Origin of the sequence: Haloarcula sp. CBA1129, from assembly GCF_008729015.1 — an archaeon.
Taxonomy (GTDB): domain Archaea; phylum Halobacteriota; class Halobacteria; order Halobacteriales; family Haloarculaceae; genus Haloarcula.
Window position 1 is genome coordinate 988,028 of the sequence record NZ_RKSM01000001.1, and the last position, 26,552, is coordinate 1,014,579.

Below are 26,552 nucleotides of genomic sequence, written 5' to 3' on the forward strand. Positions count from 1 at the left end.
TGATGCCCCCCGGTGTCCGAGTCGACCCGTACCTCGATTTCAGGTTCTACGTCGAGATTGAGGGCATCGTCGTGGCCGGCTTCTCAGACGTCAGTGGCCTGGAAATCGAGGTCGGCACTGTTGAGTACGAAGAGGGCGGTCGCAACGGCTTCACCCATGAAAAACCGAATCGGACGTCGTACTCGCACCTCGAACTGGAGAAGGGGCTGACTGACTCCCGTGAGTTGATCGACTGGATGGAGAGCGTCGCGGCCGGGCGCATCGATCGAAAGACGGTGTTCGTGTTTTTGCTGGACGCCCGGGGACTCCCGAAATGGGGCTGGCAGTGTGAGGCTGCCTACCCGGTGCGGTATTCGGCCCCCGACCTCCAAGCTGACCAAGGAGCGGTCGCGGTCGAGACGCTGGAGCTCGCCCATCGGGGGCTCTCCAGAATGGAGGTCGTCGGTGGATGACCCCGACTCCCTACCCGGACAGCACCGCCCACTTGCGCGACGAACTGCGACGACTCGACGTGATGCTCCGACTCCACCTGGAGGAGTGGTGGGCGGACGGTGGCGGGGAGTTCAACGGACTGTACATCGCCGACGAGGAAGTCGACCGCTTGCTCGACCTCTCCGGTCGCATCGGTGACGACGGGACGGCCCTGCGGGAGACGGGACCACCGTGCACCGACCGCACCGAGACACTCCGTGCGCATCTCGAGGCTATCACAGAGGAGATTCGACAGCGGGAACGAGCGACGGCTGGCACTGACACCGACCTCCGCCTTCTCGAACTCGCCAGTCGCTTCCACCTCGCGGCCAGCCATCGGGACCCACTGCTGCTCGCGCTCGCCCCGGAACTCGAACGGAAGTACGAGAAAGTGTACGCCTATCTCCAGGACGACGTCACGCGGACCCGTCCGACAGTGGAGTTACTCCTCCGGATGCTCTGCAGTACGGCGGTCGAACGGATGGACGCGCGTGAGGCGTTCACACGCCGGTCGCCGCTTGTTCGCGGTGGACTCGTCAGGTTGTTGGGTGAGGACACTGCCCCACTCCCCTCCCACACTGTCGCGGTCGACGACCGCGTCGTGGAGTACCTGCTCGGGATGGACGACGTCCCAGCCCCACTGGAGGGGGCCGTCTCCGTCGTCCATCCCGAGCAGGGGCTAGAGACGCTTGCACTCGGGGAGACCGTTCGCGACCGACTGGCCGCCCAAGCCGTATCGTCGGAAGACCAGTCGCGACTCGTGTACACTCACGGGCCGCCCGGTTCGGGGGAGAACGATGCCGTCGAGGCAATCTGCGCCGAGCGAGGCCTCGCTGTCGTCTGGGCCGACGCCGACGCGCTGGATCTGACCGGCGGTCACTCAAAGCGGCGCGGTTCGACCGCCGGCGGTTCGCCACTCAAGGCCCTCGTCAGAGAAGCCCGACTGCAGGACGGGGCGATTCATCTGCGAAACCTCGCGGCGCCACGGGCTGGCGAAGGGGGCGACGGGTCGCCCCCTGAGCTCGAGGACGTTGTCACGCGGATAGTCGAGCGCCTGGAACCGTATGACGGCCCGGTGTTCCTCTCGGGCGACCGGGCACTGTCTCCGCGAGTGGGCGCCCGCCTGGACGGGTGGTCGGTACGGATGGTCGCGTTCGACACCCCGGGCTACGACAGGCGCGTGGAATTGTGGGAGGCCGTCGAAGACCTTCCCGAGGGTGTCGAACCGGCGGGGCTCGCATCGAAGTTCGCCCTCACAGCAGGGCAGGTCGAGGACGCGGTGGTGACTGCCCGGACGATAACCGGCGGCGAGGGGCTTTCCGCCCAAGCGGTGTACGCCGCCTGTCGGAGCCAGTCGCGGGAACGTCTCGGAGCACTGGCCAAGGCAGTAGAAACCGGCTACACGTGGTCGGATATCGTGCTCCCGGAGGAAACGATGACGCACCTTCGGGAGGTCGCCGCTCACGTCAAACACCAGGGGAAGATCTATTCGGAGTGGGGGTTCTCGAGCAAGTACTCCACCGGCAACGGACTGAACGTACTGTTCACCGGCCCATCCGGAACCGGGAAGACGATGGCCGCGGAGATAGTCGCCGGCCAGGCCGGCCTCGACCTCTACCGACTGGATCTCGCGAGCGTCGTCAGCAAGTACATCGGCGAGACCGAGGAGAACCTCAAGGCGGTGTTCGACGAGGCGGAGGGAAGCAACGCAGTGCTGTTTTTCGACGAAGCTGACGCACTGTTCGGCGAGCGATCGGATGTCAGCGACTCTCAGGACCGCTACGCGAACGTGGAAGTGAGCTACCTGCTCCAGCGGATGGAAAACCACGATGGGACCGTCATCCTCGCCAGCAATCTCAAGGAGAATATCGACGACGCCTTTCTCCGGCGAATAAACCTCAGCGTCGAGTTCCCGATGCCGGACCGGGACGCGCGCGAGCAAATCTGGCGGTCCGTGTTCCCGGCAGCGACTCCCACGGGGGAGCTCGACATCGACTTTCTCGCCGAATTCGACCTCTCGGGGGGGAGTATCAAAAACGCCGCCCTGACCGCGGCCTTTCTCGCCGCCGAGGACGACGAGCCCGTGGGAATGACACACCTAGCCCAAGCACTCCGCCGGGAACTGGAGAAGACAGGCCGACTGATAGACGCCGAGGATTTCGGCGAGTACGGGGAGGTGCTAAAACGGTGAGACGCAGCCGCCTCCCGAAACTGGTAGCCCGCTCCGGAAACAGGCGGACTACAGGGTCCGGGGCAGCGAGCGCCGACCTCGCCTCGATGGAGGAGCGGATGGCAAAGACCGCCCGTGAGCTATCCAACTTTGGGAACCAGGCGGTTCAGCGCCAGCTCTCCGAGGGGTCCAAACCGTCCCGCCGGCGGGCCAGTGGGCGGGACAGCAGTTTCGACGATACCGGCGAGCAGGAAGCCGAATGTGTCGCTGACGCCGTCGTCGGGAGTCGCGAGACCGGGCCGGAGGCGACATCGGCTCCTGAGACCGGTGCCCGAACTGTGGAGGGCACTCCACGTGAGAAGGAGGCTGCCAATAGGGTCCGCGGGGAATTGGGGACCGGCCAGCGACTCCCCGAGGACACACGCTCGGTGTTCGAGTCACGGCTGGGAGCGAATCTGGACCATGTGCGCGTACACACTGGTTCGCGCGCCATATCGCTTGCGGATGAGCTGGGGGCACGGGCGTTCACCGTCGGTTCCGATGTGGCCTTCGCCGCCGGCGAGTACGAGCCAACGGGCAGGCGAGGCCAACGCCTCCTAGCACACGAACTGACCCACGTCGCCCAGCAGACGGCGGCCGGGACGCGTGGCCAGTCTGTGGGGGCAGCGGAGACGATCCAGCGGTATCCCGACGGCGACCTCGTCGAGCCGCTCAGGGCAGTCATGCGCGCCATCCGCCCGGAGGTCGTTGTCGACACCGACCCCGCCGACAGCGTCCCCTCGCCCAACTACGACCAGACGCTCACGGATCTGGGGGCGCTCGAACAGGCCACCCTCAAAACGAGACCAGAGATCGACTCGGCCATCCGCGAGACAACGGACGACCAAGGGACCACCAAGAGCTACGTCGAGCGGGTCGAGGTGGATTTCAGGGCCCGCTACGAGTACCACATCGCGAAGCGATTCGACCCAAGCCAACACCGGGGCACCTCGGGAACTGCAGGGACATTCAGGGACATTCGACGGCTCATCGACAGGCACGCAACCGAGCACTTTGTCCGGTTCGACGCGGTGCTGACACGGATTGGGAACAACCTGCGCGAGGAACTCGCCGACTTACCCAGCCGAGTCGATCCGGTTGGTGTCTCTAGGGGCGTCTTGCGGGAGTACGTCCGGGAACTCGTCGAACACTACCGCGGCAAGCTCGACCGGGCCGCCTGGGAAGCCACCTGCGAGTGGGAGCGGGAGGATTACGCTGCCCTCGCCAAACGGATCGACAGCCTGCCGGGCGTGAATGCGGGAACGATCACCGTCGACTGTGGAAACCCGCCGGCGGTACCACAGAAGCCGTCACTGCTCAGTGGCAGTAGCGGCCACCAAGGGAGTGGGTCGGGCGGCGACGGCTCGAGCGAGCTCGAAGACAGCGACAGTGACCCGGAGGGCAACTCGTGATACCGCAGCGGGTGCTCCCGGCGAGAGGTAGGCCAAGGGGCTTGCCGGCAGGAGGATCGGCGAGGCCCACGGGCTTCCAACACGGAACTGTCTCTCCCGACTGTGGTGACGCCCAATGAGACGAGTCGCCGACTCCGGGCAGACACGCTCCGACCGGGCCAACGACACGAACAGCGAGCGCCAGCGAGCCAAGAGCGCCGACAGTCGGCGCGCAGAGAGCTCACCGTCGCACGTTCAGCAGGAACTGGGTAACGCTGGCGTGGCACGTCTGGCCGACGAAGCCGAGGCGAACAGGGTCGGTGGCCCACGCGAGGGCACCCGCGACAGTGCCGGCAGTACGGCCGGTTCGGTCGGCCCGGCGGAATCGGCACGGACAGCTGTCGCTGGGCCTAACGGCCGAGCCTTGCGACGGGGATCGCAAGCAACGGAGACAAGCAGCGCCGCGAACCGGTCGGCGAGGAGCCCGGACGGTATGTGTCCGCGCTGCCGAGCGCGGGCTAGCGCTGGCAAGCCGCTGGATTGCCCGGCGTGTGAGGCAAGACTCCAAGGCAGCGAGACACGGACTGACCGCGGCGGTGATGGCGGCCCACTCGACCGTGGGTCTCCCAGCGAGGGCAATTCGGGACTCACGGTGACCGATCCCGGGGACCGGTACGAGCGCGAGGCGGACGTCGTGGCAGACACGGTGCTGGGGATGTCGGCTCCGGACACGCGACGGGATGGTGTCGGTCCCAGCGGCCACACCTCGGATGGGTCGGCATCGGCACCCGTTACCCCCGTGACTGGCTCGACCACCAGCGATGCGAGTGGTGTCCAGCGAATGTGTGCCCGCTGCTTTACTCGGCCGGTCGCAGGGACGTCGCTGAGTTGTCCGGAGTGTGCCAAGGCCCTCCAGCGCAAGGCCGACGGATCGACTGGGGCCGGTGCCGAACCTGCGGTGGCAGACGAACTCGCCGCCGCCCGCGGTCGGGGCCAGCCGCTGCCGGGTGGCGTACGGTCGTTCTTTGAGTCGCGGTTCGACCGGGATTTCGGCGACGTTCGCGTCCACACTGGTTCCGACGCCGACAGGCTGGCCCAGTCGCTGAACGCGAAAGCATTCACTACCGGGAGCGACGTCTTCTTCGCCGGCGGCGAGTACCGACCCCGAACGGCGGCCGGCCAGCGGTTGCTGGCACACGAGCTGACCCACGTCGTCCAGCAGACCCGGCCACCGAAGGCGACCACGGACCGACACAGCCGGTCAGCGGGGCACCGCGGCGACGGCGTCGGCTCTTCGCCTGCTCTCGCCGGCACGGGTCCGGAACGTACGGGACGAGACGCTGACCCTGCGGTAGCCCACAGGGGGAGTCCGGAGGGCGAGGCTCGTGTGGCCGCGTCGGCAGTCGACGCCGGCGTTGACGTGGCCGTCGATCGGTCGGTCCAGGACGGGGCTATCCAGCGGTACGGCTTCGGTGACCTGAGGAGCGACGTCGGCGGGCTCGTCAGCAGTGCAGCGAGTTCGGCCTACGCAGCCGGTGAAACCGCCGTTCGAGCGGGTGGCGAGGCAGCCACCGCCGTCGCCGAGACTGGGGGGACGGTGGTCGACCGAGGCAGGGCGTTCGTCGAGGAGACCATCGAGAAGGTCGGTGAGACCGGCCGTGCAGTGGTCGAGCGCGTGGCTCCCGGACTCATAGAATTTCTCCGCAATCCGGGCGAGCGAATCCGCGACACCCTCGGGTCCGGACTGGGACGCTTCGTATCAGGGGCCCTCGACGTCCTCGGTGTCGAGGACGTCAGTGGACTGTTCGGCCGGCTAGAGGCAACTTTCAACAGCGCGATAGAGACCACGACGACTGTCGTCTCGGAACTGGCAAACGGGATCGGCGGGGCCCTGGGCGGAACCCTCAGCCCGTTTCTATCGGCAGTAGAGAGCCAGGCAGTCCCCATGCTCGAGGACGTCCAGAAGATGGTAGCGACTATCTTGGGTGGTATCGAGAGTGTCGGAGAGACGCTCCATGGCTCTGTCCAGTCATTCGTGGAGGGGATCGGCGGCGAGGTTGCCCAAGGCATCGCCAAGGCCGCCGCCTGGGCCTGGGAGCTCTCCGAGCCGCTCAGGAACTACGCCCAGTTGGCTTGGGACTGGGTGATGGAGCAGTTCGGCGTCGCTTGGGAGAGTTCCGATGGCGTTCGCACTTGGTTACTCGACGCTGCGGGATCGGTCTGGGACTCGATTCTGTCGACGATCCAGCCAGTGCTGGCACAGTTCGACACGGCGAAGGAGGAACTGTCCTCGCTTGCGGCGTTCAAGCCAGTCGTGAAACTGACGGATGCAGTCGGGTCGCTGTGGGACTCGCTCGGATGGATACGGGACAACTGGAACAGTAGCGACGTCCTGGTTCGGGCCCGAACCGCGCTCCGCGAGCGCGTCCTCCCAGCCGTCCTCGAGGGCATCTCGAATGTGACGGGGCTTATCGGCTCGGTTCGGGAGTGGACCGTCGGGGCCGTGGAAACCGTCGCCAGTGCCTTCGAGAGCGCTGTCGGCGCCATCAGAGGGGTTCCAATTCTCGAAATGGCCGCTGGGACAACGCAGTACGTCTACCGGCAAGTGACTCGACTCGCCACATGGGCGAGTTCGTCCTTCGACAGCCTCATGCAGTGGATGTCGTCGACGCTTGGGTCGCTGTGGTCCACGCTCGAACCCATCCTCGATTTCCTGCTCCAGCTCCGCCAAGTTCTAACCGTCCCACTCAGACTGCCAGCCCTCCTGACGGGAGCGCTCTGGAAGCGGCTCCCGGACCAGTTCAAGCCGCCGTTGATCACGTTCCTGTTCGACGTACTGGTGCGGTTCGTGAAACAGTTCCCGGCGTTCGTCTCCGGGCTCGGCCCGATTGCAGTGCTCCTGAAAGAGGCCGTCCTCGGGTTCCTGGAGCAACTGCGTGACACTGGCCCACAACGCAAGATCACCGTCTCGAACCGTATCGCGGAGTTGCTCCAAGGCAGCGTGGAGTTCGCGAAGGGCTATCTCTGGGGGATGCTGCGCGGTATCTGGGAGGGGCTCACAGACCCATTCCGCATCATCTACATGCTCGGACAGGTGGCCGTCGGTGCGACGCGCTTGCTCGCCTCGCAGATTGAGCGGCTCTTCCCGGACGACACCGACGAGCAACGTCGAGAGCAGGCCCGGAAACAACTCGAACAGGCAGACACCAAGACCGAGGGCGTGGACGAACAGATCCAGTCAACCACCGACAGCGCCAGCAGTCAGTCGAACGCGACTCCCGGCGGCGTGTTCGAGATGCTCCGGTCGATGTGGAACAGCGTCCTGTCGAAATCCAACGAGATCGGGGGACAGATCGCCTCGGCGCTGCTCGATTTCATCCAACTGCCGGACTTCGAACTCGGGGACAAGCTTGGGTGGGTCAGCGGGACCGTGTTGTTCGAGGCCGTTCTGTATGTCCTCACGGCGGGTTCCTATGCCGCGGTGACGGCCTCACGCCCCATCCTAAAGGGGATACTCCGGTTTATCGACCTCGGGGGTGAACTCGTCGGCGCCGTCGTGAAGGGACTCGCGAAGCTCAAAGGCCCCGTTTCGAGCGCGCTCGGTCAGATCGGGAACATCGTCCGTCTCGTGCCCGGACTCGGTCGGGCCTGGGACAGTGCCGCGGATGCGCTCCGCTCACTGTTCAGAGTGTCCGACGAGGCGGCGCCAGCAGGTCGCGGGGCTGGTTCGGGAGCGGAGGCGGCGGAAAGTGGTGGTGCCCGCGGTACCGGCGAGCTAGCGGAGTCCGGCGGGACCGGGGGTACTCGACAGCCCTCGTACTCGGCCGAAACACGGGCAGAGACTTGGTCGGTACGGGACGTCGACACCGGTCCGCAGTCCGGCTCGACAGCCGCCGGCCGGCCGGGGAGGGAGTCCGTGGAGGCGGTCGACGACGAGGCCACCGACGTCGCCGAGACGACCGTCCGGAACGCCATGGACGAGGTCCACGAGTTCAAGCGACTCCCGGACGGGCGACTGATTCGGTGTAGTGAGGCCTGCACGGAACTGACCACGCACGTGGTAGAGCGAACCAAGGAGATCCAAAAACAGGTTTCACCGGACAGCCCGGCGTACGCCAGGGCACAGGAACTGCAGGAACAGGCGTCCGAGTTAGGCGCTCGGTCCCTCGGGGAGGCCGGGGCCGCAACTGACGAGATTCTGGACCAAGCACGGCGACTCGAACAGGAACTGTCCGATCTGGCCAAGAAACAAGATGGCCTGCCAGGTGGACGACCCCTCGGAGAGGGGAAATCCACTGCCTCCAAGGGAGAGACGGAGGGGGGCCGTGGGTCGTCGGGAGCTGATACCGGCCGTGTCAGCCGCCAAGGGACGGAAGCACCCGATATCGAAGCGATTGGACCAGAGCGCTATCAAAATGATCTGATCTCAGACGAGAATATTCCTGCCGTTGCGTTTTCCAAAGAAAAGGGACTGCATAATCCGATTAGTGGCGATCGTCCACTCAAGATTGAGCCAGACGGCGCGGTGGTTTACGCTGACACCGGGGCGCCATGCAGGCAATGTGATCCAGCGTACTACTTTGACGAGACGGCGAGCCGTTGGAAGAAGAAACCCGACCGTCTGCTTCCGGATCAACGGGTCAGCAAAAAGACTGGCGGGACTAAAAAGGATGTCAGTCATCGATTCAATTCATATACGGAGCAAAAGGGAGATACCATCCACGAGACCACGGAAGGGGTGCTGGGTATCCCCGGTGAAGTGATGACACATCGAAATAACCCAGCACAGAAACGCGTCTCTAAAGGGACGGGAGATGATGCCGGTCACCGGATTGCTAACAAATTCGGTGCTCCTGGTAACGAGTCAAATCTGGCTCAACAAAACTGGATAGCGAATCGTTATGGGACGTTCCGCGATTTGGAGAAACGATGGGGGCGGAAACTTAAAAACGGGATGCAAATTCGCGCAAAAGTGACTGATGTAACTAGAAAAGGCGAGAGTCGTCCGTTTTATAGAAAAGTAACCTGGGAAGAAACGACAATAGATGGGTCGACGGAAACCAAGCAACTAATATTTGCGAATATGCACACACCAAAGAGTCGCACGAAACAAGACATTCCGTCCACAACGTCAGATTCGACGGCGGATCTCATTGATATAACGGACTATTTCTAGCCAGCGCCGGCGCGGTATTTTGCTTGGGAATTCAATTACGGACACGCTCACCACCGACCTCGGGGCGCTTCTGCGCCGGAATCGCATCCGCCCCATCCTCGACTCCGATGCGCTGAAAGCATGCTGACAGAACAGTTCCCTCACGAGACACGCTCCCAACCGACCGATTTGCTACCACCACGTCATGACAAATTTTTTATGCCAAATGATAAGTAAGTTCGATAAGAGGTACTAATCATCGTACTGAAAACAAGTGCCCCACACGAGACCGGCTAACTGACACAGACAATCGGAGCAACGCGTGCAAGAAGACACACACGAAGTCAACGACATCGATCTCCCCCGGTTCGTCCGCCGAATCGGGATTATCAACACTACTGAGAGGGGTCGCGACTCGGCTCCGACGATGGGGGTACTCCCCGCTTTCGGGGGCGTCCTTGAACTGGGAATGAGCCGCACGGGTGGACTGCCGCCAGGGCTCACGTACCTGACACTACCTGACCTGCTCGCCCCCTCGTTGTTGGCCGACGACTCACGGGCAGAATCCAGTCACACCGACGAGATGATGCTTCGACAAAGTAGCTCGGGATCGACCGAACAACCGACGGATCGACATGGTGGACCGGAGCCGGCCCGAGCGAGCGGTTCGATGTCGAGGGCGTCCACACAACCAGACAGTAACAGCAGCCCCCCCAGAGTGTCGGAGGTGCTTCGTGAAACATCGGACGATGGGTCGGGCGCATCCTTCGACGACGTCTCCCGGACAGTGAAGTGGGCCGACGGTCCGGATTCGCGTGCCTCAACCACCGACGACGACTCGGACAAGTCGGGTCTGCGTGGTTCGAGCGGGTCGGAAGCCGACTTGAGAGAACGACCGGAGGGTGCCGACGCTGGACCTGGACCGGTCCGTGAACTACGACGCCTCGAGGACAGCCCGGGCGTACTCGAAGGCGCTCCCGGTAGTGGCGGTGACCAGTCACGACTGACCGGCCCTGTGTCGACGGTGCTCGCGACCGGCTCGCTTCCGGGGCGAGGTGCCGGGGTGGACAGTCCGACCAGCGGTCCAGACATGACTCGAAGCGGAGACGGGGCCGCCACTTCACGCACGGACGTCGGTGATTCGAGTGGGTCGTTCGCACGGCCCTCGCTGGAGTGGCGAGAATCGGACACACCCTCGGAGTCCGGGGAGCACGCCCCGGGACCCGACCTCTCCCCGCTGGACTCGTCTCCGACAGGAGCCCATCAGGAGGCTCGATCCTCACAGGTGGAGCGTCCGACCGGGCCCGACCTGTCGTCTCCGGTCACGACGCCCGTGGGCGAGACTGGCGACGGTTTCGGGACGGGAACGGGACCACCTATGACGGTTCTGGACGAGAGTCCGGGGGCGGACACGACAGCGGAAACAAGAGCGGGCGAGCGGTCTGGCAGAGGACGGCAAACGACTCCGGGCAGCGACGCCTTGGGAGACGGAGTCAGGCGGTCCCGAGACTCACGCGGTGACGAGCTCGCCAGAACGACCCGGGAGACGGCCCACGGCGACGGGCCGGGCGAGGCCGACTGGCCGTTCCCCCGGAACCTGTCGTTAGAGGGCGGCGGCCCGGACGCCAGGTTCCTCGAGGAGATTCACCGAGAACTGACGAAGAAGATGCGCATCGAACGCGACCGGAGGGGGTTCTGAGATGCCGAAGCTGCGTGGGGATGGCGGACTGTCGCGGGCCGAAATCGACATCGAGAACGGCGCGGCAGCGGACGAGGAACCGATCGAGGTCATGTTCAATCCCACGGAGTACAGCCGCAACAAGAGCGTCCAGTACGGCGAGCAGTCGATCGCCGGACAGGGGACCCCGGTGACGCAGTTCGTGAGCGGCGAGGCGGAGACCCTCTCAATGGAACTGTTTTTCGACACGTCGGAGGAACGGACAGACGTCACGGAAGAAACTGGCAAACTCGACCAGTTGCTGACGATAGACGACTCCATCGGGGCGCCGCCCTATTGCACGTTCGTCTGGGGTGGCATCGACTTCACGGCAGTGCTCAAGAGCGCGGACAAGCAGTTCACGATGTTCCGTGCTGATGGAACGCCGCTCAGGGCTCGCGTGAGCGTGACGTTTAAGCAGTACCGACCGCCGAGTACGGGCCAGACCCCCGCCAACGGGAGCAGTTCGGACACTGCCAGCCAGCGGACCGTGACAGAGGGAGAAACACTCTGGGGAATCGCCAAGGAGGAATACGGGGACCCCACAGCGTGGACGCGTATCGCAGAGTCGAACGACATCGAAGACCCCCGGTCGCTCCAGCCCGGGACCACGCTGACCATTCCACCAGAGTGATATGAGCTTCGCCGAGCTTGCCGACCGATACGACGATTTCCACGCGCCGTCGTTCGAGGTCCGGGTAGGCAACGCGAACAACGGGTTCACCAGCACGGAGGATTTCGGTGACAAGGGTCGGGTGTCGGGGCTTCGGATCGAGACGGCGATCGACCGGGCGAACCGGTTCTCCTTCTCCCTCAACGACGTGTTCGATCGGACGCAGGGCGAGAACGGGGCCTTCGACGCGAAGTTGCGGTCGACGTTCGCCGAGGGCAGTGAACTGGAAATTCGTCTTGGATACGGGACAGCCGAGCCGACGTCGTTACTCTGGGGACGGGTCGATTCGGTGAAGCCAGACTTCCCTGCGAGTGGCACGCCCGGGCTGTCGGTCGAGGGGTACGACCTCCGCTACGGATTGCGCAACCTGACAGGCGACGGTGGCTGGGAGGACTCGGACCTTGAGACCATTGTCGACGACCTCGTGGCCGACATCCCGTTCGAGGGGGTGGAAGTCGACGTCGGCAACGTCCCGATCGAGAATCGGCGCCACCCGGAGGCTCCTAACAGCGAGTTCCTCAACACCCTCGCAAAGGAGTACGACGCGGAGTTTTTCTCCCGTGCTGGCACCTTCCACTTCCGGAAACAGTCCCGTGTCTCCGAGCTGTCCCCGGAGACGACGCTGCGATACGGGAAGGCACTCCGGTCGTTTACCCCGGGGTCGGCGAACCCCCGTTCGGAGTCCGGAGACGTGCGTGGGTCCGGACCCCGAGTTGGGACAGTAAAAGTCCGGCACAACGACGAGGTGGGCAAGGGGCCCATCGTCGGGACGGCCAAGGTAACTGGGGGCGGTTCGGAGACACGGGTCGAAACGATTCCGGTCCGGTCGGAGAGCGAGGCCGAACAACGGGCGCAATCGATCGCTGGTGAGATCGCTCGCACGGGCAACTCCACATCAGGGTCAGTCGCTGGCCAGAACGCCGGCGGGCGGGGCGGGAGCCGGGCAGAAACACTCGGGCTCCCGGAAATCCAGATCGGTCGCGTGCTCAAACTTACCGGCCTCGGGGACGAGTTCTCCGGCCAGTACCACGTCGAGTCTGCGAACCACCGGATCGACGACTCCGGCTACACGACCACGTTCGACCTCAGAAAACTGAACCAATGAGTGACACTGAATTCGGCATGCAAGGAACTGACATCCGAAATGGCGTCGCGGTCGGTATCGTTGCGGACAACGAGGACCCCGAGGGTCTCGGTCGCGTCAAACTCACCTTTCCTTGGCGGGAGTCCGACGACGAGAGCCACTGGGCCCGGGTGGCGACACCGATGGCTGGCGATGAGGTGGGGACGTACTTCCTCCCGAACGTTGACGACGAGGTCCTGGTGGCGTTCGACAGTGGGGATCTGAACCACCCGTACGTTCTGGGCTCGCTCTGGAATGGCGACCAGCCCCCTCCCGAGGACAATGCGGACGGGGAGAACACGGTCAAGACGATCAAATCAGACAGCGATCACAAGATCACACTCGACGACGACGACAGCGCAGGCAAAGTCGAGATAACGACCAGCGGCGGTCACACGCTCACCCTCGACGACAGTTCCGGCGCGGAGACGATCACCATCGAGGACTCCTCCGGGCAGAATACAATCGAGTTCGATGCGACCAAAGGGTCGATAGCGATCGAGAGCGGGACCAAACTCAGCGTGGATGCGCCAAACTTGGAGTTCACCGCCGACGGGAATATCTCGATCGAAGCCAGTGGCATCTTGACTCTGAATGGGACACTCGTGAGGATTAACTGACAATGCCACCAGCAGCACGCGCATTTGACCAGACGGCCCACGGCACGCCACTTTCGAGCGCCGGGAGTCCGGACGTCCTCATCGGTGGGATGTCGGCCTGGCGAGTCGGCTCCGACTTCCACGCCTGCCCACTGTCGACTGGACCGGTCCCACACGTGGGCGGGGTCGTCCCAGCCGGTAGCACGAGCGTACTGATCAATGGCCTGCCAGCCGCCAGACAGGGTGACAGCATCGTCGAGAACGGCCCGCCAAACACCATCGCCGCCGGCTGCTCGACGGTGATCATCGGCTGAGGTGAGTGTGTATGGACAACGAATTTCTCGGCCGTGGCTGGAGCTTCCCAGTGACAACTGACGCGTCGGAAGCAGTCGAACTGTCGGCAGGCGTGCAGGACATCGAGGAGTCGATTCGAATCGTGCTCGGGACGGCGAAAGGCGAGCGGGTGATGCGCCCGGAGTTTGGCTGTGGCATCCACGAGTTCACGTTTGCGGCGATCGACACGACGACGTTATCGCGTATCGAGAGCACCGTCGAGTCGGCACTGCGGGAGTGGGAGCCCCGGATAGAGGTGCTCGATGTCGCGACCGACACGTCGAACCTAGACGCGGGGCAGCTCGACATCACCGTCGAGTACCGTGTGAAAGCGACCAACGACGAACGGAATCTGGTGTATCCGTTCTACCTCGACGGTGGGGGGTCCTGATGGGGAGCCCGGATCCGGACGGACGGCGCCGGGATGACCTGCTCGCTCACGCGAGGGAGATCGCCCCATACTACACCGACGAGTGGGACCCCGAGGCCGACGACGCCGGTGGGGCGCTCGTCCGACTGTTCGCCGAGCTCGCCGAAGAGGTCACCGAGCGAGTGGACCGTGTTCCGACGAAACATCGCATCGCATTCTACGACACGCTTGAGTTCACCCAGCGGCCACCGCAGGCCGCCGGCGTACCGCTTTCCGTGACCGTCGCCGACGGTGTCGACCGGAACGTCGCGATTCCGGCGGGCACACAGGCTGTCGGCGGGTCCCCAGAACAGACGTTTACGGTTCTGGCCGGCGACGGCTTCGAGGCCACCCCGGCACGGTTGCAGTCGGTGTACAGTGTCGCTCCCGACGAGGGGCAGATATACGACCACAACCAGCTGCTCGCGGGCCAACAGGAGACGCTGTTCCTAGGCACAGAGGGTCGCCAGAAACACGCGCTCCACATCGGTCACGCGGGGCAACTGGACGTGGAAGGTAGTACAGAGGACCCCCGGACCATCAGGGTCACAGTCGAGACGGGGATCCCCGGGCCCGACCTCGCCAACCGGCTCGACTGGGATTTCTACGGCAAACGCGGCAATGCGGAGGGGTGGCACGAGGTACACACGGTGTCGACCCCGGACGGCGACGACGCTGGGCTTTCCCACCGGGGGCCACCGTACGAACTCCTAATGGGGAAGGTGGTCACGGGCCTAGCCATCGTGGTCAGCCGGGCCGCGGAGGAACTGGAACCGGAGGTGCTCGAGACACTCGTCGATGACCTCGCCACCGCCGTCGTCGCTTTGCGCGAGGGGCTCACCGGCCAGGGGGTCCAGGAGGCTATCAAGCGACTCCGCGACGCTGTCGGCACACTTGTCCAGTCTCTCGCGGACGGCCCCGTCGGCGATGCCGTCGACGGGGAGTTCCAGGCGGCGCTGGAACGGTTGGCCGAGGTTCTCGACTCGGGGCCGTTCGAGGAGGCGCTCCTGACCGAGGTCGGGCCGGCAATGGCCCGGGTCGGCGAGGCGTTCGCGGACGGCCCCGCCAACCGGGCAATTTCACGTGACGCAACCCCAGCCCTCGAGGAGCTGTCACGACTGATAAAGGAGGAAGTCGACACCGAATCTCTGGAGGAGGAACTCTCACAGACGGAGGAGGCGCTCCGGGAGGGCGACGCCACCGACGAACTGCTGACCGCGCTCGAAGCGGCGTTCGCCTCGGTGAGCGAGAAGTTCGACCAGCCCGTCAAACTGCCCGGGGGTGGGCCCGAGGCCAGGGAGCAGGCGCCGGTCCCGGCACTATCCAAAGCTATTGCGACCGCTCTCGATGGGCTCCGCAGAGAACTGTCCGGTGCGGCGCTCCCGGCGGTACTGCGGGCGCTGGCCACCGTCATCGACCGACTTGCTGCGGCGATTCGCGACGAAACCCTCGACGAGGCGCTCGCGGACGTCGATGCCGCACTGGCGGTCATCGAGGACGCTCTGCAAGCGGCCGGCTTCGATGACTCGGTAGATGAAGGACGGGATTCCCTCGAAACCGAAGTCAAGGCGCTGCTTGAGGGGCCGGTCGGCGATGTCATCCGGGAGACGGCCTGGCCAGCGCTCGCCGAACTCGTAGGGGCGCTCGGGGAGGACCCCGCTGTTAGAGGGGCCGGAACGGCACTGCTGGAACTCGCGACGGCGCTCATCACCGGCCGGGCGGGCGCTGCTGTCCGGGAGAAACTTGGCGGTGCCATCGCCAACCTCGCGGACGCAGTCGAGGAAACCGACATCGACCGAAACCTCGAGCCACTGGAAGCGACGCTGGCGGCGGTCGCCGATGCTCTGTCCGACACCCAATCAGCACAGATGGACGCCGTCGATTCCCTGCACCGGTCGTTCACCGGCTACCTCGACGCCGAGACGGGCGAGGAGGAGGGAACCGGGCCGGTCACCACGCGGACGGTCGAACTCTCTATCGACGGGACGCCCACGGAGACGGCCGTCGACGGCACCGAGTCGCGATGGCTCAGGTGTGTGGTCCCCGAACCGGAGTGGGGGTCGGACCTGTTCGATATGCGGATCGGACGGTCACCCACCAGCGGTGAGCCCACGCCGCCCGTGGAACTGGGCCCCGTTCCGGAGGGCACTGTCCCGACCGACACGCTCCTCTCGAACGGGACCGAACTGTCGACGGACGACGGCGGCTGTTACCCGCTGGGTCGAGAGCCTCGTCAGCAGGACGCCTTCTACATCGCCGCGAGTGAGGCATTCACGAAAGCGGGAGCGAGCGTCGAGATCACCCTCGGAAAGGTCACCGATGCCACCGTCGGTTTCCCCATCGACCCGGACGTAGCCTGGGAGTACTGGGACGGCGACGCGTGGTCGCGACTGGAACTCCAGCGACCCTCCTCGGAGCGGGTAGGGACGTTCCGCGAGTCCGGGAGCATCGAATTTCAGGTCCCCGGAGATCTCGCCCAGCGGTCAGTCTTCGGTCACGACGGCCACTGGGTCCGGGCGCGACTCGACGGGGGGAGCTACGGCCGGTACGAGGCCAGCGAAGAGACGGGGTCGTCCACCACCAATTCCGACGAGGAGTACTGGGTGACGGAACACGAGGTGGCTCCTCCGAAACTCGACTCGGTAGAGGTGCGTTACACCGGTGAGGGTGCCCTCCAGCCAGCCAGGAACCTCGTTTCGCTGAACAACCTCGCGTACAGTCCTGCGTCCCTCACGGAGGGTCGGTCGCGGTTCCAGCCGTTCGCCGGGCTCCCGGATGCAGAACAGACCCTGTATCTCGGATTCGACCGCCCCCTCACGGACGGCCCGGTATCCCTCCTGTTCGATTTCGATGAGGCCCAGTACACCCCGGATATTCACCCCCGGATTCGCTGGGAACGACAGAGGTCAGACAGCAACTGGGCGAGCGTGGACGCCCGAGACGGAACAGAGGGGCTCACGGAGCGCGGGCTGGTGAGCCTGACCTTCGGCCAGGCGACGATCGAGACCAGTCGCTTCGGCCGGCAGCGTCACTGGCTCCGGGCACGCGTCACCGGGACGCCGTTTACAGGCCCGGCGAGTGAGGACACCGGGGAAGACGGTACCTCAGAGCGCCCGGGGCCACAGCCATGCGGGAATCGGGTGCCGACCGAACCCCCGGCGGGTGAACCGGGCCGGGAGCGGCCGACGGTGGTGGGTGTGTACCCCAACTCGGGGATGGCCCACAACGTCCGCGCCGTGGAGGGGGAACTGCTGGGTTCCAGTGACGGGACGCAGGACCAGACGGTTTCGGTCGCGAACCGGCCCGCGACCGACCTCGACCTGTGGGTGGATGAAAACACCGCGCTCTCGGAGGGTCAGCGCGAGGCACTGAGCGAATCGCCGGCGGTCGAAACCGAGGCCGAAACAGGTTCCGACGGCGCGGTGACCCAGTTCTGGGTTCGCTGGACCGCCGTGGACTCGTTGCGGCGGTCTGACGGCAACGACCGTCACTACATGCTCGACCCTAGGAGCGGTGAGATCACCTTCGGCGACGGCCACCGTGGCCGGATTCCACCCCAGGGGCGTGACAACGTCAGGGCGAACTACAGAACGGGTGGGGGTTCGGACGGGAACGTCCCTGCCGGAGCGATTTCCGAACTGAAGAGTTCCATTGCGTTCGTCGACGCGGTGACCAATCCCCTGCCCGCAGACGGCGGCGCGGACGCGGAATCAGTCGACGGCGCGCTGGACCGTGCACCGAAGGAACTCAGAGACCGCGGGCGGGCGGTCACACCTGCGGATATCGAACGGATCGCGCTCGATGCCTCCCGGAAACTGGCGAAAGCGCACTGTCTGCGCGGGATGGACCGGGCCGGTGACAGTGCCCCGGGCTGGGTGACGCTGGTAGTGGTGCCCGGGACTGCAGACGACAAGCCCGTGCCGTCAGTATCGCTTCGCGAGCAGGTCAGAACCGCCGTCAGCGAGCGCGCGCCAGCCACGCTCGTCGGTGACCCGAATCAGCTGGTCGTTCGCGGGCCGAGCTACGTGGCCGTGTCGGTCGAGGCGACCCTCGCAGCGGTAGGGGTCGGGAGCCTCGCCCGCCTCGAGGAGACCGCGAGAGCGGAACTCGAGGCGTTTCTCCACCCCCTGACCGGGGGGCCGGAGGGTTCAGGCTGGCCGTTCGGCGAGGCGCCCTGTCTGTCGGATTTCTACACCCTCCTAGAGAACGTCGACGGCGTCGACCACGTCGGAGAGGTGGTTCTCAGGTTCCACGGGTCAGACGCGACGGTGACGATCCGTGACGAGGATAGCATACCTAGCATGGCGGCCGATGTGCTCGTCCACGGCGGCGCTCACGAGCTCCGGGCGACGCGAGTGGATCGAACGGGGGGCGCGTAGATGGGGCTCGATATCCCCGACCTCGACGACCGCGGCTTCGAGCAGTTGCTCGAGGACGCACGCAAGCGGATTCCGGTCCACTCGGATGCGTGGACCGACCACAACGCCACCGACCCCGGCATCACGATTCTGGAGACGCTCGCCTTCGTCGCCAAATCCGAGCTGTACCGGCTCGACCGCGTCACCGACGACCACGTCCAGAAGTACCTCTCACTGCTGGGCGCAAGCCCGAAGCCACCCCGGCCGGCGACCGCTCACCTCCGGGTGGACCCACCACCGACGGCGGTCGGTCGGACGGTGCCGACATCGAGCAGACTCGTCGCCGAAGACGCAACCGGCGTCGTCAGATGGTTCGAGACCGACACTGCCGTGACACTGACGGACGCGACCGTCGGCGCCGTCATCTCGGACCACGGCCGCGGGCGGACCGACCACACGACCGCCAACGGGAGCGTCGGGATGTCGTTTCACGCGTTCGGCGAACGGGCACGAGCGGGCAACGCCATGTACATCGGCTTCGAGGGCGACCCCTTCGTCGGCGGGCTTTTGGACCTAGGAATCGACATGGACGAGACTGGCCTGCCGGCCCCCGCGAGCCACGGTGATGAGGCCGTCACGTTCGAGCCGTCTGTCGGCGTGGTCTGGGAGTATTACATCGACGGGAACTGGGCGGAGTTGCAGGTGCTCCGCGACGAGACCAAGCAGTTCTACGCCGGAGGCCTCGTCAGGCTCGAGCGCCCCGCCGACTGGGATAGCGAGCCGGTGACACTCCTCGATCACCCGCGGCCGCTCCGGTGGCTCCGCTGTCGAATCGTCCAGGATCCCGAAGAGACCGTCCCACACGAGGTCCCACCCCGGCTCGAGGGGGTGTACACGAACGGCCTCACGGCGACGCATGCCACGGTGAGACGCAGCGAGACACTGGCCCGGCCCGACGGGAGCGAGCGGACGACGGCCGAGCCTGACCAGACCTTCGGGTTCGAGCACGCGCCGGTGCTCGACGCGACGGTTTCCGTCGGGGGCGAGACGTGGGAGCGAGTGGACTCGTTCGACAGATCTGGCCCCGACGACGAGCACTACGTCCTCGACGAGACAGCCGGAACAATCAGCTTCGGCGACGAGGTCGGCGGCCGGATTCCGGCGCCCGACCAGCAAGTCGTGGCCGAGGAGTATGAGCACGGTGGCGGGACAGAGGGGAACGTGACGGCCACCGCCGACTGGCGGTTTGCCGCCGGGGAGTTCGAAGAGGTCGCCATCGAGTTCCGCGACGCCGGCGGCGGGGCCGACGGGGAGACCATCGACGAGGCACTCGCGCGATTCCAGCACGAGCGCGAGCGACCGTTCCGGACTGTCACGACCGACGATTACCGGTATATCGCCACCCACACGCCGGGGCTCCGGTTCGGACGCGCGGCCGCAGTCGTCGAGGAAGCCGAGCCCGCCTACGGCGGCGCCGGCAGCTGTGAACAGCCCAAGCAGGTGCGCGTGGTGGTTGTCCCCCACAGCCCGCGCGACCGCCCGCGACCGACGACGGGGTTCCTCGACGCCGTCAGGTGCCACGTCGAACGCCACCGGCTGGTGACCGACCGCGTGAATGTGGTGGCACCGACCTACGTCGGCGTGGGCGTCCGCGCCGAGATCAGGGTCGCCCCCGACTACTCACAGGTGGGTCGCATAGACGCGGTCGAGTCAGCACTGGAGGACTTCCTCCACCCACTCAGAGGGTTCGACGGCGATGGCTGGCCGTTCGGGCGACCAGTCCATCCCTCAGAGGTGTACCGGACGATCGACGCCGTCGAGGGCGTCGACTGCGTCTTCGACGTCTCCCTGTCACCCACTGGCGAGGGCGAGGTGGGCCCCGACGGGAGCATCCACATCGCGGAGAGCTCTCTGGTGTACTCGACCGCACACGATGTCACGGTCCGTGGGGAACGCAACGGCTGCACGGGGGACTTCTGATGGAGTTTAACTTCAACAGCACCACGACGCCGGAGGCGTGGCGGGAGTGGGACACTTCGAACGTCGCCGTGACCGACGACGGGGTCGAGATTGCACCCGACACGCACGCCGCGTACGCGACGCCCGAACCTCTCCCCGAATCGTTCGAGCCAGTCGACCTAGCCGTCGACGACTGCGGGGACCTCTTTCTCCTGTCGGCCGCTGGCGACGTGTGGAGATACGACCCTCTCAGGGAGTCACTGGAGGAGCTCGCCTGTGGCTGGCGGCCCGCGGACGCAGGCGAGGCGACCGCGATCACCGTGACCAGCCGGTCGATATACGTCGCCGGGTCCGCCGGCCACGTACAGGCGTATGCCAGACAGCTGTTCCAGACCCGCTGGGTCCTGACAGCGCCGTTTCACGAACCGGTCGCTCTCGACCACGACGACACCGGCGTGCTCGTCCTGGACGCGGGTGAGGGCGCCTCCGACGGGGGGTTCCTCGCGAGGATCGGGGACAGGGCAGCCGTCGAACAGGTCGTCGAGGACCTGCCGTCGCCCGACGACCTCGCAACTGACGGCCAGACGGTGTCCGTCCTCACCGGTGCCCCCGACGACCGCGAGATTCGAACGTACGATCCGAGCGCCGGGTACGCCCGGCAGTCGACGGTCGCAATCCCGGAGACACTCGGCGTCAGGTGTCTAGAAGCCGAGCCAACGGGCTCGCCGATTGTCGGCGCCGGATCCGCGGAGAACGGTGCCCCGACTCTGTATCGCCACCGGGGGGAGGCGTTCGAGCGCGTCGGCGAGCTCTCCGAGACCGCCTCGGGAATCACGCTGTCGGTCGGCGGGGCTCGCGGCCGCTCGGACGGGCTGTACGCCATCGTAGACGACCCGGCCCGTGTGGTGTTCCTCGAACAGGTGACCGAGCGGCGGGTGAATCCGGCCACGGGCCGCTACGACGCACAGCTTCTCACCCGGCTCGACAGCGGCGAGTGGGGTACGGAGTGGCACAGGATCACCACCGAGTTCGAACTGGCCGAAGCCGGGACACAGATACAGTTCCGGTACCTCGCGGCCGACGACGAGGACCTCCAGTACAGTGACGTCTCGACGGCGCTCGAGACGGTCGATGGAATCGGGTCGACGTACGCCGACCGCCTCCGGACCGCCGGTATCAGGGGCCTCTCGGAGCTGATTGCCCAGTCCCCGGAGACGGTCGCCAGGGCCGTCAGCACCGAGACGCTGGAGGTCTCGGCCGCACGGGTCGCGGACTGGATGGCTGAGGGTCGCTCCCTGCTGGCCGAGGGCGGGGGACCGTACGACCCGGAGGCCATCGACGGGATCGGGCCGACGTTCGCAGGGCGGCTCCAAGACGCAGGGATCGAGGACGTCTCCACGCTCGTGGATCGGACAGCAGCCGCCGTAGCCCGGATCGTGAGCCAGGGGGTGTACGACGTCCCGCCGACTCGCGCGGAGTCGTGGATCGAGCAAGCCAGACAGCTGCTTGCGGACCGAGACGATGTCCGCGGCGCCGACTGGTCGGCTATCGAGCACCCGAATCCACAGGACGCGCTGCTGTCGGATGCCGAGGGGCGATATCTGTGGGTGAAACTGGAACTGGTCGGCGACCGGTTCGCGACCCCCTGGGTCGACTCCTTCCGGGCGTACTTCCCCCGCCAGTCGTATCTCCGGTACCTGCCGTCCATCTACGAGGAGGATTCAGCAAGTGCGACGTTCCTCGAACGGTTCCTGTCGATCTTCGAGAGCGCGTTCGTCGACGTCGACGAGGAACTCGAGACGATGACCCGCTACTTCGACCCGGCGGGTGTGCCGCCGACGGCGCTGTCATGGCTGGGCGAGTGGCTCGGGGTCGAAGCGGGCGAAACCTGGCCGGACCCGGCCCGACGAAAGCTCATCGCCGCCAGTCCAGCGCTGTTTAGGCACCGAGGAACGCCTGCCGGGATACTTGCGATGGCGCGGCTGTACCTGTGGCACACCGACCCCGCGCGGAGGCGAAGGGGTGACCCACCCCCCCTCGAGAAGGACCCGATGGAGACGCTCGCTGGATTCCTGCCAGAGTGGTCGACTCAGCCGTCCGTCGACACACCCGACCAGGGGACGACCACGACTGCAGCGACGGAGAACTCGGGTGGCCCGCCGACCGACCGGCAGGTGTACCTCTGGGAACACCCTGACCTGGACTGCATCGATGACCCGGCTGTCAGGGAGGCGTACGAACGGCTGATTCCCTGCCCGCAGTGCGTCCTCGTGCTTGTGCGGTCGTGGTTCGACGAGGAAGCCGTCAGGACGGTGACGCGGATCGTGGACCGGGAGCAGCCAGCCCACGCCGTCGGGCGGACGGTCCAGCTCCAGCCGTGGATCCAGCTCGGAGGCAACTCCTATCTGGGTATCAACACCCGACTCCCCGGTCGCGAGTTCACCGTCGACGAGTCCAGCCTCGGGAAGGACTCGATGCTCCAGTCCCGGGAGAACGACGGCCAAGTGGGTCGTCGGGCGCGCATCGGCACGGACACGACCATCTCGTAATTACCGACAATGTCAGACCAACAGCGATACGACGACACGACCGAATGCGGACTGCACAGCTTCGAGCGAAACCGGTTCTTCCACGGGAAGCTGATGACCGCCCGGGATATGGAGGCCGAGCAGCGATACCACAGAAACCGCCTCCGGACGCTTGCAGAACACGTCACAGGGGCGGGAATCGTCTGTGGACTGGAAACGACTGTCGAGGCGGACGACGGTTCACTGGAGGTCACGATCGACGCCGGACTGGCGATCGATTCCTGTGGCCACCCGATCGTGGTGGAATCTCAGACGACAGAGGAGATCGATATCGACGAGCTGGAGTCGGACCCGACCTCGCTGTACATCGATTACAGCGACTGCGTCAAGGAGACAGTGCCGGTGCCGGGGTCGGAGGATGCCTGTGGCGAGGAGTGCACGTACAACAGGGTCCTCGAAATCTTCGAACTGGCCCACGAGCCCGGGCCACCGCCGTCGGACCTCAAAGCGGTCGACACCATCGAGTTCCCGGAGAAAGGCGACTTCGACAGCACTGGTGACGCGCGCGATCCAGACAGCATCGCGGCCGAGGACGACGCACTCAGACAGATCGCCACCTCCTTCGGCCAGACGGCGGGGGGACGGCTCCGCGGGTGTGACGCCGACGGTGACCATCGGGTGTTTCTGGGTCGGTTCGGCACGGCCTCCGGCGACGACGAAAGCTGGTCACGGGTCACCGACGAGAACCTCGAAACCCCACCGCGCGTGTACACGAACGAGATGCTGTATGCAGCTATCGCCAGACACGCCGCGCGGTTCGACGACCCCCACGACGTGACCGCGGGCCAGGCCGGCGCACTCGAGAGCGTCGAGGGCGTCTCGAACCCGGGCGGAGACGTCGCTCTGAACTCCTCGGACGGCTCTGTCAGCGTCGAGGCCGACGACAGTGCAAACAGCGTCGACCTCACAGTCGCTGACCGGCTCCAGGAGCAGCTGTCTGACCTGGGCGACCGGGTCGAGGAGCTCGAACAGGGGCTGTCCGCGATGCAACGAGAGCTCCTGAAGTCGACGCTCCATCACAAACGGCTGTCGTTTCAGCTACTGTCGGAGCGATTCGGGGTTCAGTCCGCCGAAAAGGTCCTCGACCATACCTCGACGGCCATCGAGGACGACGTTCACGAGGATATCGAGGCGTACCTTCAGTTCGCCGAGGAGGTACTCGAGGACGAACAGGCGGTCTTGGATGAACTTGCGGCAATCGACGCTGTTCCAGACGCCGCTCTCGCGCAGTACGCCGAGGCCGTCGAGGAGCTCGAGGCGGTTCTCGAAACTGCCGACGACCTTCCCGAGCGCGAACTGGCCAATCGCGTGGCCCACGCCCAGGGGCTCGTGGCCGAAACCGCGGAGTGGATCGACGTGGCGACCGAGACCGAAGAGCCACCCGAGGACCCGCAGTTCACCGCCGGGGTCTACTCCATCGAAGAGGGTGGGACAGCCGAGATTACCCTCTCGACAGGCGACGCCCCAGAACTGGAGATCCAGATCGGCGAACAGACCGAAGACAATTACGAACTCCTCGGGAGAATCGACCTCACTGGGCAGCCCTACAGTGAGCTGACACTCGAATTCGACACGGCAGTCGCCGGCGACTCCGACGAGGACGCGCTGACGGTCCAGGAGGACGTCGATCTGGAGATAATCGAGGAGGCCACCCTGGACGGGACGCTGGACGTGTCGACCTACGACCTGTTCCTCTCCGTGGTCGCGGACGGCGGCCCGAGGCAAGTCGATCTGGCGACCTTGCGTGTCACAGCGTCGGACGACTCCCAACCGAATCTCGAATCGCTGGAGGACTCTCTCGAGAACAAAGCCGCTGCATTCAACCGCGTGGCGGGTACGATCAATTTGGAGGGCGCATCGGAGATTGAAACAATGAGCGAAGAGGCCGTAGAAAACGAGATTTTCGCCAGTGCGGAGAAGTATGGTAATTTCATCGCGGAGGTGGCCGAACTGGAACGCCAGATGGTCACCGAACTCGTGGACTCGGAGAGGGCCACCGATGAGTCACTGGGCACCTATGCGGCTGCGGTCAAGCGTCTGGGGAACGCGGTCGAGAACGAGGCGAACGTGCAGACGCTGAAATCCGAACAGAACGGGGTATCGGAGGCAGCTGGCGGCCTCCAACGGCGAGAGGAAGGGACCGAGATCCAGCCGCCAATCGACGTCGGCTCCTACACCATTGATGAACTGGAGCCAATTGTCTCCAGTGATATCAATGAACTCCGGGACGCACAGCTGACCCTCGCCGTCGAGATGGCTAACGATGGGCGCAGGAGGGCCGAGTTACTGTTGCTCGAGCGGATCGAGGACCTGCGAACATAGCGGTCCGTGTCGGTCGATAACGGCTCGGGGGTCGGTGAAGGCCGCTGCCGTGTCTGGCGGCTACGGTACGGGTCATTCCCCGTCTCCGCCGTCCGGTGTGACAGTGTTCGAAGCCGAACTGGACTCCTCGCGATCGCGGTTCCAGCGGGGCCAGTCTGTGTTGACTTGCTTCAAGACAGTGTGATTGATGCTGGAGCGGCGTAGGATTCAACTCCTGAATCGAGAGATGATTTGCTGTTCGTTGTCGGAATCTCGTCTCAAGAACTTGACCAGCCAAGTGCTACAATGCAAGGTAAGTACCAGATGACCGGTGAGGTTGTCTCGAGTGATCGTATTGATGAGTCCTTACCTGATGGTAGGGTACTGGTGGTTTATAAGATGGAACGATCTGGTGACGTTGAAACCGCAGCATCTGGAGGCGCTAAAGAAACGGTCCAGCCATAGGTAGACGAACTCCGAACAAGTATTCGGTCTCAGATGGAGACACAGAACGAAACCAAGCAAAACGTTTCAGCCAGTCAAGATGGCCCAGAATCGGATTCGGACTCACCGGAATCTCAAGGCGACGAATCAGCTCCGGAAAACGGAGAACCCGTGACCGGAAATGATAATGCTGATTCCTCAGAGAACAGTGGAATTCTCGGGGATACAATATCTAAGACCACAATATTACCCCTCTCGATAAGGCGGCTCTTCGAGAGATAGTGCTAATACTAGTGTTTAAATTACTTGTCTCGTGGGTACTGAACACTAAACACTCCATGGCCGAAATTCCCAATTCCCTTCGCTCTCTGTTCACTGCTCCACTTAAACAGCAAGATGGGACATACATAGTGGAAGTCCCCTCGAGTGAAGTAGATGGTGAAGCGTTATCATCTGACGAAACGTATCGCGTAGCGATTCTTGAATCTCCAGTCTCGACGGAGTCGTCAGTACACCGGGAGTCACAGAGTACCCCTACTCATGAGACTGCGAGCCACTCGCCCTCTGGACCCCCCATTGAGGAAGGCGAAGTACGTGATGTGACCATCGAGACAGTCGGCGATCAGGGTGATGGTATCGCAAAAGTCGAACGTGGTTACGTCGTGATCGTTCCCGAAGCTCAACCCGGCGACGAACCAACCATCGAAATCGAACAAGTTCAAGAGAATGTTGCGTTTGCGAGCATCGTCGATAGCGATCCGCGGACGATCTAACTGTTTTCGCAGAACCAACCTGCTTTTCGGTAAATCATCGGTGTGAGAA

15 protein-coding genes are annotated in these 26,552 nt (G+C 64.7%); all 15 read left to right on the forward strand.

Going from position 1 to position 26,552, the window contains the following annotated elements:
- Window positions 1-2: 2 nt before the first annotated feature.
- The 15 genes from Har1129_RS04995 (at window position 3) to Har1129_RS05065 (ending at window position 26,503) form a co-directional block, all read left to right on the forward strand.
- Window positions 3-452 (forward strand): phage tail protein, encoded by a 450-nt coding sequence (locus Har1129_RS04995; RefSeq protein ID WP_151099679.1) that lies wholly within the window; start codon window positions 3-5, stop codon window positions 450-452.
- On the forward strand, window positions 449-2,662 hold the full coding sequence (locus Har1129_RS05000; protein WP_151099680.1) for an ATP-binding protein: 2,214 nt from the start codon (window positions 449-451) through the stop codon (window positions 2,660-2,662). The genes Har1129_RS04995 and Har1129_RS05000 overlap by 4 nt, the downstream gene beginning before the upstream one ends.
- The gene (locus Har1129_RS05005; protein WP_225307746.1) at window positions 2,659-4,092 is read left to right on the forward strand and encodes a DUF4157 domain-containing protein; all 1,434 of its coding nucleotides are present in this window, start codon (window positions 2,659-2,661) and stop codon (window positions 4,090-4,092) included. Before Har1129_RS05000 ends, Har1129_RS05005 begins: the two co-directional genes overlap by 4 nt.
- 115 nt (window positions 4,093-4,207) lie before the next feature.
- Window positions 4,208-9,247, forward strand: a complete 5,040-nt coding sequence (locus Har1129_RS05010; protein WP_151099681.1) for a DUF4157 domain-containing protein — start codon at window positions 4,208-4,210, stop codon at window positions 9,245-9,247.
- A gap of 301 nt (window positions 9,248-9,548) precedes the next feature.
- A complete protein-coding gene (locus tag Har1129_RS05015) occupies window positions 9,549-10,925 on the forward strand; it encodes a hypothetical protein (RefSeq protein WP_151099682.1) in 1,377 nt (458 codons plus the stop codon).
- Window position 10,926: 1 nt separating this feature from the next.
- Complete coding sequence (locus Har1129_RS05020) at window positions 10,927-11,577, forward strand: LysM peptidoglycan-binding domain-containing protein (protein ID WP_151099683.1); 651 nt, start codon at window positions 10,927-10,929, stop codon at window positions 11,575-11,577.
- A 1-nt stretch (window position 11,578) separates the two neighbouring features.
- On the forward strand, window positions 11,579-12,721 hold the full coding sequence (locus Har1129_RS05025; RefSeq protein ID WP_151099684.1) for a phage late control D family protein: 1,143 nt from the start codon (window positions 11,579-11,581) through the stop codon (window positions 12,719-12,721).
- Window positions 12,718-13,359 (forward strand): phage baseplate assembly protein V, encoded by a 642-nt coding sequence (locus tag Har1129_RS05030; protein ID WP_151099685.1) that lies wholly within the window; start codon window positions 12,718-12,720, stop codon window positions 13,357-13,359. Before Har1129_RS05025 ends, Har1129_RS05030 begins: the two co-directional genes overlap by 4 nt.
- A gap of 2 nt (window positions 13,360-13,361) precedes the next feature.
- On the forward strand, window positions 13,362-13,652 hold the full coding sequence (locus tag Har1129_RS05035; protein WP_151099686.1) for a PAAR domain-containing protein: 291 nt from the start codon (window positions 13,362-13,364) through the stop codon (window positions 13,650-13,652).
- 11 nt (window positions 13,653-13,663) lie between these two features.
- Complete coding sequence (locus Har1129_RS05040) at window positions 13,664-14,062, forward strand: GPW/gp25 family protein (RefSeq protein WP_151099687.1); 399 nt, start codon at window positions 13,664-13,666, stop codon at window positions 14,060-14,062.
- Complete coding sequence (locus Har1129_RS05045; RefSeq protein ID WP_151099688.1) at window positions 14,062-18,459, forward strand: putative baseplate assembly protein; 4,398 nt, start codon at window positions 14,062-14,064, stop codon at window positions 18,457-18,459. The genes Har1129_RS05040 and Har1129_RS05045 overlap by 1 nt, the downstream gene beginning before the upstream one ends.
- Window positions 18,460-20,418, forward strand: a complete 1,959-nt coding sequence (locus tag Har1129_RS05050; RefSeq protein ID WP_151099689.1) for a putative baseplate assembly protein — start codon at window positions 18,460-18,462, stop codon at window positions 20,416-20,418.
- Entirely contained in the window at window positions 20,418-22,946 is a 2,529-nt protein-coding gene (locus Har1129_RS05055) for a phage tail protein (protein ID WP_151099690.1), read from the forward strand. Before Har1129_RS05050 ends, Har1129_RS05055 begins: the two co-directional genes overlap by 1 nt.
- A gap of 9 nt (window positions 22,947-22,955) precedes the next feature.
- A complete protein-coding gene (locus Har1129_RS05060; protein WP_151099691.1) occupies window positions 22,956-25,307 on the forward strand; it encodes a hypothetical protein in 2,352 nt (783 codons plus the stop codon).
- Between the two features lie 761 nt (window positions 25,308-26,068).
- Window positions 26,069-26,503, forward strand: coding sequence for a TRAM domain-containing protein (locus Har1129_RS05065; protein ID WP_151099692.1), 435 nt, complete (start codon window positions 26,069-26,071; stop codon window positions 26,501-26,503).
- The last annotated feature ends 49 nt before the right edge of the window (window positions 26,504-26,552 follow it).